The organism is Dictyoglomus sp., assembly GCF_049968615.1.
GTDB lineage: Bacteria > Dictyoglomota > Dictyoglomia > Dictyoglomales > Dictyoglomaceae > Dictyoglomus > Dictyoglomus turgidum.
Map to the genome: position 1 here is coordinate 57,105 of NZ_JBMFQK010000010.1, position 13,535 is coordinate 70,639.

Sequence of the window (13,535 nt, forward strand, 5' to 3'; positions counted from 1 at the left end):
TTCTACCCCCTTTAATCTGCAGCAGTAACTCTCATTACCTCTTCAACAGTGGTAATACCCTTTAGAACCTTTTGCATACCATCCTCTCTCAACGTCACCATACCATATTTTCTTGCAACCTCTTTTATAGTTTCTCTTGACGCTTTTTTCAAAACCAACTCTCTTATCTCATCATTCATCAACATAATCTCATGAATAGCGGTCCTTCCTTTATAGCCTTTTCCATTACATTTAGGACACCCTTTACCCTTATAAAAGGTTATGTTAGAAAGGTCAACATCTCCTAAGGTAGCTTTTATGGCTTCTATCTCTTCTTTTGTAGGTTCATAGGGAGCTTTACAGTTTGGACATATAGTCCTTACAAGTCTTTGAGCAACAGCTCCAAGAAGCGAAGAACTAATTAAGAAAGGTTCAATTCCCATATCTATCAATCTTGTTACAGCAGAAGGAGCATCGTTAGTGTGTAAGGTTGAAAGTACCAAGTGACCTGTTAATGCAGCTTGAATAGCAATTCTTGCAGTCTCCTCATCACGGATCTCACCTACAAGCACCACATCAGGGTCTTGTCTTAATATGGATCTTAAAGCTGAAGCAAAAGTAAGTCCTGCTTTGGGATTTACTTGTACTTGATGAATTCCAGGAAGCTGATATTCCACTGGATCTTCTACCGTAATTATGTTTATATCAGGAGAATTTATCATATTTAAAGATGCATAAAGGGTGGTTGACTTACCACTTCCTGTAGGTCCAGTTACTAATATTATTCCATAAGGTGTTTTTAACATCTTCAAATATCTTTCATAATTATGTTCAGAAAATCCTAAGCTCTCAAGAGTCAAAGAAATAGAACCTCTTCCAAGGATTCTCAGCACTACTTTTTCTCCAAAAACCCCAGGAAGCGTGGATACACGAAAATCATACACCTCTCCTCTAATATTTGCTTTTATCCTTCCATCTTGAGGTATTCTTCTTTCAGATATATCCATATCACTCATGATCTTAATTCTTGAAACTATAGCTGCTTGGTATCTTTTCTGAATAAACATTATTTCATGAAGAACACCATCAATTCTGAATCTTACTCTCACATTCTTTTCTGTAGGCTCGATATGTATATCACTGGCTCCTCTCCTTACAGCATCCACAAGAATACTATTTACCAATTTTGCAATAGGACCCTCTTGAGATGATATTTCCTCAAGAGAAACTTCTTGATACTGATTTTCTTCCTCCTCTTTTTGAACAATTATTTCTTCTAAAACTTTTTCCACCTCTTCACTGCCCCATATCTGGTTTATAGCTTCTACAAGCTCATTTCTTGGCACTATAACAGGAAAAACCTCACTCTTTGTAACCATACGTAAATCGTCTAGGGCAAAAATATTGCTTGGATCCACAATTCCTACTATAATTCTCCCATTCTCTCTATACAAGGGAAGAATCAAATTTTCCCTTGCCTTTTGAGGAGAAAGTAACCGGGCAAGGTCATGATCAATTCTTACTTCCCTTAAAGATTTAAAAGGAATATCAAATTGCTCGCTTAAAATCTTAGCAAGTTGAACATCATCAAGGAGTTTCAATTCTAACAAAGCTTCTCCAAGCCTTATACCTTTCTTAGAAGAAAGAGCTAATGCCTCATCAAGCTGTTCTTTTGTTATAAGATTCTTTTCCAGTAAAACCTCTCCTAATAATTTTCTTCTTCCTACCCTTCTTATAGGAGACTTCATAAGTTTTTTATCATCCATTCCTTTCTTTTCAGTAGAGGATAAGCTACTCCTAATACTTTCAATAATCTTATCCGCTAAATCTTTCTCAGTCTTTTTAGAAATCTCCTCTTTCTTTGTTTCTTTCTCTTCCACCCTTTCAACTCTCAAACCTTTTTCCTCTGTTTCTTCTATCTTTCCCTCTTCTAAAATTTCAACCCCCTCTATTTGAGATAGCACTTCTGAAATTGATTCTTCTTTCACCTCTATAGTTGGTATAGGCTCTTCCTGTTTAGTTTCCATAACCTCTTCATTATTTACTAAAGAACTACTTGAGCCTTCCTCAAAAATACCTCCTTCAGGAGTTAATTCTTCAATTATTTTATTTAGCTCAGACTCATCCCAATTACCTATCTCAATACCTTTTACCAACCCCTCACCTTCACTATTTTTACTTTCAGTCTTAGTCTCCATATTGCTATTCGTAGATAAAAGATCTAAAGACGTTAAATTTTCATTTTCTTCTAAAGTGATCTTTAATAAATAGGGTTCTACATCATAACCAGTTAGGAGCCTGATATCCTCAATTGCAGTAGGCTTTACGGGAGGAAAGAAACCAACTTTCATGGTTTTTTCTTCAATTTTAAGGGGAACAAAATTATGAAATTTAGTTAAAAACGGAGGGATACTTTTAACCGCCTCTTCATCAGGTTTAAATTCCTTACCTGTAAGTACTTTCCAACCTAATATTTCAGAAAGTAGATCTGTTAACTTTTCCTTAGAGATTAAACCCTCTTCTAATAAAACCTCCTGAAAATCCTTCCCCTTCAAATTAGAAAGAATATTATCCAATATTCCTGAAGGAATAAGATTTCTACTTTTTAAAATCTCTATTAATTTTTCGTTAACATTAATAGAATCCATTTCATTCCCCCTTAGTAATTTCTCCTCTTCTAATCCATAAATCTAAGAGCCAATTTTCTAATTTCCTTACTGTCCACTTTTTTATCCACATCTCGTTTTTATTAATAGGTGCTACTAATATAGTATACATTCCAATTTTGTTACCTCCAAATATATCTGTTAATATTCTATCACCAATAACTAAAGTGGTCTCAGGTTCTGTATCCATCAACTTCATGGCTTTTTTAAAAGATCTAACTCTCGGCTTGAAAGCAGAGCCTAAAGCAGGTAGTTTCATAATTTTTGAAAAATATTTTACCCTTCTATGAGACCAGTTATTTGACAAAATAACCACTTTAAAACCTATATTTTTAATATGATCAATTAGATCCTTAGTTTTAGGATCGAGTTCATTACCATCCCATGGAACTATAGTATTGTCAAGATCAAAAATTATACCTCTATAGCCCCTTTTATATAAATCTTCGAAATTGATATCAAATATGGAGTCAACAAATCTTTTAGGTTTTAATATATCCAACATAGGAAGTCTCATTTTTTAAATTCCTGAGCTTTTAAATGTTCTTCATAAGTTTTGGTAAAGATATGAGTCCCATCTCCTTTTGCCACAAAGAAAAGATAATCCCCTTGAGGATAGAGCACTGCCTTCAAAGAATTTAAAGATGGAGAACAAATAGGAGATGGTGGAAGACCATAATATATGTAGGTATTATAAGGAGAATCAATCTCTAAATCTTTATATAAAAGCACCGACTTTTTAAAATCATAAACATACTCTACTGTTGCGCAAGACTGAAGTTTATATCCTTTCTTTAAACGATTTAAAAATACACCTGCAATAAGAGGTCTCTCCTGATCAACTTTAGCCTCCTTCTCTACGATTGATGCAAGAATAATCCAATCATTGAAAGATAAATTCAAACTCTTCAACCTCTCTTTGTATTCAGGTATATGAACATTTATCTGATTAAAAAACTCTTTTATAAGGAATTTTATTATGTCTTCTTCTTTTATTCCTTTGTTGAAATAGTAAGTTGAAGGATACAAATATCCCTCTAAGGTTTTTAAAGATTTATATGAGCTAAAATAATTTTTATAATCCTTCATTACACTGTCAATAAAATTTTCATCTTTGCATAAAGTTATAAACTTTTCTTTAGAAAGAGCTAACTTTTCTGAAAATAAATGAGCCATATCTTTTAGACTGCTACCTTCAGGAATTGTTATTTTTACTCTTAACCCCTTCCCCTGGGTAAGTATATCAATTATATCAAACATAGAAAATGAGGGAGATAATATGTAATATCCACTCTTAAGCCCTTTATCTTTCCCCATTAATTTAAGAGTTGCTATAAATACTTCTTTAGACTTTATCAAACTATTATCCAAAAGAATGTCTGCAACTTTATATGCAGAAGAACCTTCCGGAATATATACTTCTATCTCCCTCTCTATTTTACTTTTAGGCGAAGATAGATATAAATATACTAAAAAGCCTATAAAAACTATGAGAGAGAAAATTAGTAGGAAATATAAAGAAAAATTATTGATCTTCTTCCCAATCTTCTTCCTCTTCCAATTCGTCCTCTTCCCAATCCTCGTCTTCCCACTCTTCCTCTTCCTCAAGTGCTTCAATAACTCTTTCATATTCGTCATCATCTTCTATTTCTTCAAGAGCCTCTATATATAATTCGCCATCTTTCTCTGCAAGCCTGCAGCGAAATATATACACTTCTTCCATATCCTCGGAATCCTTAGGTGTGAGAAGAACATAAGTTTTATCGTCCACTTCCACAAAATCCCTTACCACATACTCGTAAGTATTTCCATCCTCCCCTTCTAAAACAATTATATCTTCTTCGTAATCTTTGTCTGGCATTACTTAACACCTCTTTTACTTAAATATTTAAGAGGGGTTGGAATGGTGCCGGAGGCCGGACTCGAACCGGCACGGGGATTGCTCCCCACTGGATTTTAAGTCCAGTGCGTCTGCCATTCCGCCACTCCGGCGGTAATTCCTAAACCTCTCTTGGTTTAAAAGTTTATCATAAGTTTTATTGTTCGTAAAGTATTGTCTAAAACAAAAATTTTTATTATAATTCAGTTTGAAGAGAAAATTTGGCGGTGTAGCTCAGCGGTTAGAGCACACGGTTCATAACCGTGGTGTCCAGGGTTCGAATCCCTGCACCGCCACCAATAAAAAGTGATTAAAGACATAAATAGTTTAGATTACATTGAAAAAAAAGTCTTAAATTTTACAAGAAGTGAGTCCCTCATATCCTTGGGGGACTCTATTATTTTAAGTGTGTCTGGAGGGAGCGATTCTATAGCCCTCTCTGAAATTTTATATAATTTATCTCCTATTCTTGGTTTAAAATTACATATTGTATACATAGATCATCATGTTCGCAAAAATACTTATAAAGAGAAAGAACTAATAAAAGATTATGCAACCTCAAGAAATATCCCTTATTCTTTTCTTGATATTTATCCAAAAGACTTTACTGAGAAAACCCTAAGGGATGAAAGATATAAAGCGCTTATAAAATTTTCGGAAGAGCTTAACTTTAATAAAATTGCTTTGGGTCATACTTTAGATGATCAGATAGAAACCATTATTATGAATTTCTTTAAAGGCTATGGAATGGAAGGATTGTGTGGAATACCTGTAAAAAGGGATAAATTTATAAGACCTATTATTATTCTTTCCAAAAGTGAAGTCATTGAATACTGCGAAAGGAAGAGCTTAAAATACATTGATGATTTCACAAATCTTCTACCTATAACCTTAAGAAATAGAATCAGACATCAAATAGTTCCCTTTTTGAAAGAGACCATACAGCAATTTCCTCAAAGTGTTATTTCTCAAAGCAAAATACTTTACATTGAAAATGATTTTCTAAAAAACATCTCTCTGGAATATTTCAATAAGTTAAAAGGATCTAATACTATGATAGAGATACAAAGAGAAGATTGGAATACTATGCATGATGCTATAAAGATTAGAGTTTTAAAAGAGGTATTTAAAGATTTTAATGAAGAATTATCTAACGAAGGAATATTTTATATTCTTAAAGAAGTGTCCGAGATAAAAGAGGGAAAAACTATAAATATAGGAAATGTTGAAATCTATATCTACAATAAAAAAATATATGTTTACAAAAAAGAGAGGAATGAGTTTTTACTGATACTTCCCATACCTGGAAAGATTAATCTCCCAACAGGGGAGGTTATAGAAGCAAAATTGTTGGAAAATAAAAAAACTGAATTTAATTTTAACGACTTATGGCAGGCATATTTTGACTATGATAAAATAAAAGCTAAGGAGTTGATAGTTAGAAACTGGAAAGAAGGAGATAAAATAAAACCTTTTGGGCTTGGCGGAAAGAGTAAAAAAGTACAAGACGTCTTTGTGGACAAAAAAATTCCAAGATGGAAAAGAACAGTTGTTCCCTTGGTACTCTATAAAGATGAAATATTATGGATTCCAGGAATAATAAGATCCGATATTGCTAAAATTACTAATGATACAAAAACAATACTACATTTGAGTCTAAAGAAGGAGGGCTAAATAATTGAACTGGAAAAGTCTGATACAAAGAATTATAATAGTTTTTCTAATTATATTTTTAATATATACTTTTATAAATCCAAATTCTCTTAATCTTAACAATAAGGAAAAACAGATCTCTTACTCAGAATTTCTGAAATATGTTGAAAACAAGGAAGTTTATAAAGTGGAGATAGGAGAAAACGATGCTACAGGTCTTTTTAGAGATGGGACCAAGTTTAAGGTTTATATTCCAAGTCAAGATCCCAATCTTATACCTATCCTTGTAAAAAATGACGTGGAAGTTGAAGTTAGACCACCAGAGACTACTTCTTTTTGGATAAGTTTTCTTTTGGGGTTTGCACCTTACCTTATCCTTATATTCTTCTTCTGGATGATGTTTAGGCAGGTTCAAGGTAGCAATAACCAAGCTTTTTCCTTTGGAAGAAGCAGAGCAAGACTATTTCTTGATAACAGGCCAAAAGTAACTTTCGCAGATGTGGCTGGAGCTGACGAAGCTAAGCAAGAGCTTAAAGAAGTGGTTGACTTTCTTAAGTTTCCTCAAAAATATAGACAATTAGGAGCAAGAATACCAAGAGGAATACTACTCGTAGGACCTCCTGGAACAGGAAAAACTTTACTTGCAAGGGCTGTTGCCGGAGAGGCTAATGTGCCATTCTTCTCCATAAGTGGCTCAGAGTTCGTAGAGATGTTTGTTGGAGTGGGAGCTGCAAGGGTAAGAGATTTATTTACTCAAGCCAAAAAATTAAGCCCTTCAATAATCTTTATTGATGAATTAGATGCTGTGGGAAGACATAGAGGGGCCGGACTTGGTGGAGGCCATGATGAGAGAGAACAGACATTGAACCAACTTCTTGTAGAAATGGATGGCTTTGATGAAAACACTAATGTTATAGTACTTGCAGCCACAAATAGACCTGACATATTAGATCCTGCTCTATTAAGACCAGGGCGTTTTGACCGAAGGGTGATAGTAGATAGACCTGACTTTGAGGGCAGAAAGAAGATATTAGAAGTACATTTAAGAGGAAAGCCTACAGGGAAAGATGTAAACATTGATATAATTGCTAAAAGTACTCCTGGTTTTGTAGGAGCAGATCTTGCTAATTTAGTAAATGAAGCAGCCATTTTAGCTGCGAGAAAAAACAAGCGAGAAATCAATATGGAAGAATTTGAGGAAGCCATTGAAAAAGTCATTGCAGGACCGGAGAAGAAAAATAGGCTCTTGAGACCTCAAGAAAAAGAACTTGTAGCTTTTCATGAATTAGGACATGCTTTAGTTGCAAAATTAACTCCTGATGCCACTCCTGTCCATAAAGTTACTATTATTCCAAGAGGACTTGCCTTAGGATATACTCTTCAACTACCAGAGGAAGATAGATACTTACTAACTAAAAAAGAATTAGAGGCAGAAATTACAGTACTTCTTGGGGGAAGAGCTGCTGAAGAATTAATCTTCGGACAACCCACTTCTGGTGCTGCCGATGATTTAAGAAGAGCCACCGAACTTGCAAGAAAAATGGTTTGTGAATATGGAATGAGTGAAAAATTAAGAAACCTTTCCTTAGGAGAAAACCACTCAGAAATATTCTTAGGAAAAGATTTGATGCAAATCAAAAACTACTCTGAAGATACAGCAAAGATTATTGATGAAGAGATAAAAAGCATAATAGATAAAACGTACAATAAAGCCCTTGATTTACTTAAAAATCATGAAGACACATTAAGAGAGCTTTCCAAAATCCTTATGGAAAAGGAAACTCTTGATGGAAGTGAAATTGATAAATATCTATTTAAAGATACCTCAAAGGTGGAGGAAGCTTTATGAGCTTCCTCCTTTTTTTATTTCCTCTTTCTTATTTCTCAATTCTTGAACCCTATATAAAATTTGCCAATCCTTTGGATCCTTTCTCCTAAATTCGGAGATTTCTTTTTCTGCTTCTTCTACTTTCCCAATTCTTATCAATAACTCAATAAGATTATCTCTTGCAGCACTATTTTCAGGATCTCTTTTCAAAACCTCTCTTAAAATATTCTCAGCAGTATCAAAATTGTCTAATAAAAATTCAACTAATCCCAATCCTCTTAAATACTCAGGATTCTCAGGTTCAATTTCACAAGCCATATTAAAGTATTCTTTAGCCTCACAAAATTTACCTTCTCCTATTAAAAGAAACCCCATAAAGTAATAGTTAAAGGCTTCTTGAGGATTCTGATTAATATTATCCATTACTAAGTTTTTTGCTTTATCAAACTCTTTCACCCAGAAATAAAGATCTGCAAGGGTTATCCTAAGCCATTCCAAGAGTTCGTTATCATCAATTGCTGACAAAATCTCTTCATAGAGAGTTATAGCTTTATAAAGTTTACCTCTTTGTTTAAGGTCATCTGCTTTTCTTAACAAATCAGTAAAGTCTTTTTTCATAGTTAAAAGTATAATATATTTAAAACTAAAATCAAATAAGGAGACGAAAAATGATATTGATAGTCAATATAAATCCCAGTTTAGATGTAATATTCTACACAAAAGGCTTTCACAAAAGTAAGGTAAACAGATCTTATAAGGAAGAAATTGTTCCAGGCGGAAAGGGAATAAATGTGGCAAAAACTTTAAAGGCTTTTGGAGAAGAAGTTAAAGTAATTGGTTTTTGCGGAGGATCAACGGGAATAATCTTAAAAGAAGAACTTAAAAAGAGAAACATTGATTATGAACTTGTGGAGATCAAAGGTAAAACGAGATTTGCCATAGGAATAAAGGAAGATAAGAAGAAAGAATTCACTGTTTTAAATGGATCTGGAGACAAGATAAACGAAGAGGAATGGAATAGTTTTTTTAAAATCTTCAAAGAAAATCTAGAAAACGCTAAAATAGTAATAATTTCAGGAAGTATTCCTCCAGAAACTCCCACAGAAATTTATGCTTTAATGTTAAAGGAGGTTAAAAATCCCAAAATACTTAGAGTATTAGATGCAAGAGATAACGTACTAAAAGAAGCTCTAAAAGAATCACCAGATATTGTAAAACCAAATAAAGAAGAAATGGAAAATTTATTAAGCAAAAAATTAAAAAATAAAAATGATTATATTTATGCAATTCGTTATCTCAGAAGTTTCAATATAAAATATCCCCTTCTCTCTCTTAGTAAAAAAGGAGCCTTGATTGGAATAGAAGAGGGTATATATAAGGCCACACTGCCTCCTAACGATGGTATCCAATGGGGAACAGGAGACTCATTCTTAGCAGGATTTATCTTTGGTCTGAAAAATTATCAAGATCCCTTTGAGGCAATAAAATTAGCTTGTGCCTCAGGATATGTAAAAACAAAATATCCAGAGATAATAGATAAGCAACAAATTAAGGAAATATTTATTTTAAAAGATAAAGTAAAAGTGAAAAGATTATGTTAAAAAATTTTTAGATAAATCTTGACTTAATGGAATAATTATGCTAATTTTTGTGAAAAAGTTAAGGAGAGTGGGAAAATGGGATATAGAAAATTTTCAAAAAGAATCTCCCAAAGAACCTCTGATGCTATGTCTAAATTTGTATTAGCCCAGGATCCTGAAACTATTTCTTTTGCAGGGGGTCTCCCAGACAACAATCTCTTCCCAGTGGAAGAATTAAAATATGCTTATGAAGAAGTACTGAGAACTGAAGGAAACTGTGCTTTCCAATATTCTTCAACTATGGGGGATTTGAAACTAAGAGGGTTAATTGGAGAGCAATTTTTCAGCAAATGGGGTTTGACCATAAATCCTGAAAATATAATCTTAACAGAAGGATCTCAGCAGGCCTTAGATTTATTTGGAAAATTATTCCTTGATGAAGATGATATTGCATTAATAGAAGAACCAGGATACCTTGGTACTATACAGGCATGGAGCATGTTTACCAGTAGACTTATAGGAATTCCTCAAGATGAATATGGTATCAATACAGACTACTTAGAAGATGTACTGAGAAACTTAGATGAAAGGGTAAAAGTACTTTACATAGTTCCCGATTTTTCTAATCCTGCTGGTACATGCCTTGTCATAGAAAGAAGGAAAAAAATCTTAGAGCTTTCTGAAAAATATGACTTCTTTGTAGTAGAAGACTTGGCATATAGTTTGCTCTCATATGATACTAATACTCTTCCTCCCCTTATTACTATTTCAAAGAGTGAGAAAATCATTACTATAGGAAGCTTTTCAAAAATCTTATCTCCAGGACTTAGAACAGGATTCATCATTGCTAATAGAGAAGTAATTAATGCTCTTATAAGATTGAAAGAAGCCTCTGACCTTTGTTCTGGTACTTTAAATCAAAAAATGATATATCAATATTGGAGATTAGGCTTTCTTGAAAAACATATGGAAAAACTTAGAAAATCATATAAAGAAAAAAGAGATGCATTGAAAACAGCTTTAGAGAATACATTTAAAACTATTGCCAAATGGAACTATCCTCAGGGAGGCTTTTTCTTTTTCTTAACTTTTCCAGAATGGGTGGATGCATATAAACTTGCAGAGTATGCATTAAATAACAAAACAAGTTTTGTTCCTGGGGAAGAGTTTTTTGTATCTCAAGAGGGAAAAAACACTGCGCGAATATCTTTCTCTCAAGTTCCGGTAGATAAAGTCGAAGAAGGCGTCAAAAGACTCATAAGAGCATGGGAGGAATATAAAGAGAAAGAAAAAGAGAAAATAACTATATGATTTGGGACCTGGTAATTATTGGTGGAGGACCTGTAGGAAGCTTTGCAGGGTATTTAGCAGGAAATCATAATCTAAAAACCCTTATAGTAGAAGAACATAACAAGATAGGTGAACCTCTGCATTGTTTAGGAAAATTAAGTGTACATGCTTTTGAAGAATTTCCTCTTCCTCACGAACCTATAAGAAGTAATTTAAAAGGTGGCTATTTCTTCTTTCCTAATGGAAATTTTATAAAGTTAAAAAAAGCAAATCCTGATTCTTATATTCTTGATCGATCTCTTTTTGATATAATGCTTGCAAAAATGGCTGAAAAAAATGGCTGTACCTTTTTAATGTCAGCAAAAGCTATTGGAATTGAAAAAGAAAATAATAAGACAAAATTAATTGTAGAAGAAAAAGGTAAAAGAAAAGAGATTGAAACAAGAGTAATAATTAACGCTGAAGGAGCCAAAAGACAATTTGCTAAAAAATTAGGTCTTAGAATAAACCCTTATTTAGTATCCCTTCAATACGAGGTTACAGGATTAGAACTTCTCGATAATGAATGCGTTGAAGTTTATCTTGGATTAGAGTATTCTAAAGGATTCTTTCTCTGGATCTCTCCCTATGGAGATATGGCCAAGATCGGAGTTGCTGTAAAACCTTCTGAAAATCCTAAAATATATCTTGACAAATTCATAAATACTCTTAAAAAAACTCGAAATTTAAAACCTGAAATATTAAGAACTTATGGTGGAATTATACCCATTCTTGGTCCTTACGAAGAATATTTATACCCTAATATCATTATTATTGGTGATGCTGCAGGTTATAACAAATCCACCACAGGTGGAGGAATATATTTTGGTCTTTATGGAGCTCAAATAGCTATAGAGCAGGTAAAAAAATACCTTAAAGACAGCAATATTAATCACCTAAAAGTATTTCCTAAATTAACTTATAAAAAATTTGGAAAAGAATTAAAATTTACAAAAATAGCAAGAAAATTCTTAGACCAACTGAGTGATGAGAATTTAAACGAAATATACAAGATAATTAACTCTGAGGAAATTATAAGAACCATTGAGAATTTTGGAGATACTGCATATCAGACATCAATATTGAAAATAGTTCCTAAGTTACTTAAAAATAAAGATTTCTATAGAGTATTGAAATTAACACCAAAACTTTTAGACTCTTTATTTTAAAAAATAAAAGAGGGGAGGAGAGAATTCTCTCCTCCCATAAACTTCTTATTTAAATTCAATTAGAAGGAAACTCCTGTAGAGAATGTTAGGTATTTACGAATAGCATCAAAGTTACCACTAATAAGGTTTCCTAATCCATATAAGTATACTCCAACTGATAGATTAGCGTTAGAAACAGGAGTGTAAACTACTGCTAATTTAGCAGCTGCTGCTCCATTTTCAAGGTTTGTGGCATAGCCTGTTAAGGTAACCTTATCACTTAACTTGAAGGATGCACCAAGCTTTAAAGATACTGTATCCTTTAATTCTCCAGTACCAAGTGCAGAAATATCAGGAACTCCAACTGTAATATCAATTACAGTATTCTTTAACATCGATAATTCTACTCCACCATATACTGAGAATTTTGCATTATTATATGAAGCTCCTGCAAATCCTACTATATCTTTGCTAACTGGCATGCTTAAATCTATACCTAATGGACCTATATCACCTGTTAATACTCCGTATACACTATAGGCTACTTTGTCCATAGAACCAGAAAGGGTAACAGTTAAGTCTACTTCGCTCGCTTTATTTGTGGCTTGTAAATTAAGTTTTGTTGTTCCGAAACCTAAGTTCAAATTATTTAAAGTTACTGCTACAGTACTACTATTTTCTGGTTTTTTTGTGGCTATATTTATACTTGTATCGAACCCTAATGTTACTGTAAAGTTCTTTTCTACAGCTTTCTCAAGATTTGTTACTCTCTCATCTAAAGTAGATAATCTATCTACTGTCTCATCTAATCTTGTGGATACACCATCATTTAGTAGATATAGATCATCCACACTGGTGGATAGAGCATCTAAAGTAGAATTAATATTCTCAATATTAGTATTAATCTCATCAACTTTTGCATTAACATCATCAACTTGAGATTGCAATTCACTTACTACAGTGTTAACATCATCAATTGCAGTAGAAAGTTCACTTAATCTTGAATCTAAATCCATTATGAATGATTTAATTTCATCAAGCTCTGCAGGAACTTCTATGCCTTGTATAGATTCAATCCTTAAAATCAACTGATCAAGTTGATCTTTCAGTGCAAGCACTTCGTCAACTTTTCCAGAAAGATCCACAAGATTTGCATTAAGATCATCTACAGAACTCATAATATCAGAAATTGCACTATCTACATCATCAAGTCTTGTTTCTACAGCTGAGACTCTATCCTCAAGATCAGTTACTCTATTGGTTAAATCTTCAACATCTGGAACTTGAATCTCACTCATCTTCTCCTCAATCATCGCCTGTACTTCATCTAAGGATGGCTTATCTACTAATGCTGCCTCAACATCCGCAAGCCTGGAGTCTAAATCAGTTACAAACCCCTCAAGATCAGTTACTCTATTGGTTAAATCTTCAACATCTGGAACTTGAATCTCACTCATCTTCTCCTCAATCATC

At 33.2% G+C, this 13,535-nt stretch carries 11 protein-coding genes and 2 tRNA genes; 6 read left to right on the top strand and 7 right to left on the bottom strand.

What is annotated here, in order from left to right:
• Positions 1-11: 11 nt before the first annotated feature.
• The 5 genes from gspE to ACP5QL_RS07645 form a co-directional block, all read right to left on the bottom strand.
• Positions 12-2,627, bottom strand: coding sequence for a type II secretion system ATPase GspE (gene gspE / locus ACP5QL_RS07625; protein WP_428126585.1), 2,616 nt, complete (start codon positions 2,625-2,627; stop codon positions 12-14).
• Between the two features lies 1 nt (position 2,628).
• Positions 2,629-3,162: a YqeG family HAD IIIA-type phosphatase gene (locus ACP5QL_RS07630; RefSeq protein WP_242603760.1), complete on the bottom strand. Its 534-nt coding sequence runs from the start codon at positions 3,160-3,162 to the stop codon at positions 2,629-2,631.
• A complete protein-coding gene (mltG, locus tag ACP5QL_RS07635) occupies positions 3,159-4,253 on the bottom strand; it encodes an endolytic transglycosylase MltG (RefSeq protein ID WP_428126589.1) in 1,095 nt (364 codons plus the stop codon). Before mltG ends, ACP5QL_RS07630 begins: the two co-directional genes overlap by 4 nt.
• Complete coding sequence (locus ACP5QL_RS07640; RefSeq protein ID WP_012583235.1) at positions 4,171-4,506, bottom strand: DUF1292 domain-containing protein; 336 nt, start codon at positions 4,504-4,506, stop codon at positions 4,171-4,173. Before ACP5QL_RS07640 ends, mltG begins: the two co-directional genes overlap by 83 nt.
• Before the next feature lie 43 nt (positions 4,507-4,549).
• A tRNA-Leu gene (locus ACP5QL_RS07645) sits at positions 4,550-4,637 on the bottom strand.
• A 110-nt stretch (positions 4,638-4,747) separates the two neighbouring features.
• Between ACP5QL_RS07645 and ACP5QL_RS07650 the strand changes: the two genes are divergently transcribed.
• The 3 genes from ACP5QL_RS07650 to ftsH all read left to right on the top strand — a co-directional run bounded on the left by ACP5QL_RS07650 (position 4,748) and on the right by ftsH (position 8,026).
• Positions 4,748-4,823 (top strand) — tRNA-Met (locus ACP5QL_RS07650).
• Between the two features lie 85 nt (positions 4,824-4,908).
• A complete protein-coding gene (tilS, locus tag ACP5QL_RS07655) occupies positions 4,909-6,198 on the top strand; it encodes a tRNA lysidine(34) synthetase TilS (protein WP_428126595.1) in 1,290 nt (429 codons plus the stop codon).
• A gap of 4 nt (positions 6,199-6,202) precedes the next feature.
• Entirely contained in the window at positions 6,203-8,026 is a 1,824-nt protein-coding gene (gene ftsH / locus ACP5QL_RS07660; RefSeq protein ID WP_273334284.1) for an ATP-dependent zinc metalloprotease FtsH, read from the top strand.
• Here ftsH and ACP5QL_RS07665 read toward each other — a convergent pair.
• Entirely contained in the window at positions 8,021-8,623 is a 603-nt protein-coding gene (locus ACP5QL_RS07665) for a tetratricopeptide repeat protein (protein WP_012583232.1), read from the bottom strand. The genes ftsH and ACP5QL_RS07665 overlap by 6 nt on opposite strands.
• A gap of 50 nt (positions 8,624-8,673) precedes the next feature.
• On the opposite strand from ACP5QL_RS07665, the gene ACP5QL_RS07670 reads away from it, so the two are divergent.
• From ACP5QL_RS07670 to ACP5QL_RS07680, 3 genes are all read left to right on the top strand, one after another.
• A complete protein-coding gene (locus ACP5QL_RS07670; RefSeq protein WP_428126600.1) occupies positions 8,674-9,606 on the top strand; it encodes a 1-phosphofructokinase family hexose kinase in 933 nt (310 codons plus the stop codon).
• A 75-nt stretch (positions 9,607-9,681) separates the two neighbouring features.
• Positions 9,682-10,896, top strand: a complete 1,215-nt coding sequence (locus ACP5QL_RS07675; RefSeq protein ID WP_428126603.1) for a PLP-dependent aminotransferase family protein — start codon at positions 9,682-9,684, stop codon at positions 10,894-10,896.
• A complete protein-coding gene (locus tag ACP5QL_RS07680) occupies positions 10,893-12,083 on the top strand; it encodes a geranylgeranyl reductase family protein (protein WP_012583229.1) in 1,191 nt (396 codons plus the stop codon). Before ACP5QL_RS07675 ends, ACP5QL_RS07680 begins: the two co-directional genes overlap by 4 nt.
• Positions 12,084-12,142: 59 nt before the next feature.
• On the opposite strand, the gene ACP5QL_RS07685 is transcribed toward ACP5QL_RS07680, so the two are convergent.
• Positions 12,143-13,535: S-layer homology domain-containing protein (locus tag ACP5QL_RS07685; RefSeq protein ID WP_428126607.1), on the bottom strand; the 1,393-nt coding region annotated here is incomplete at its 5' end.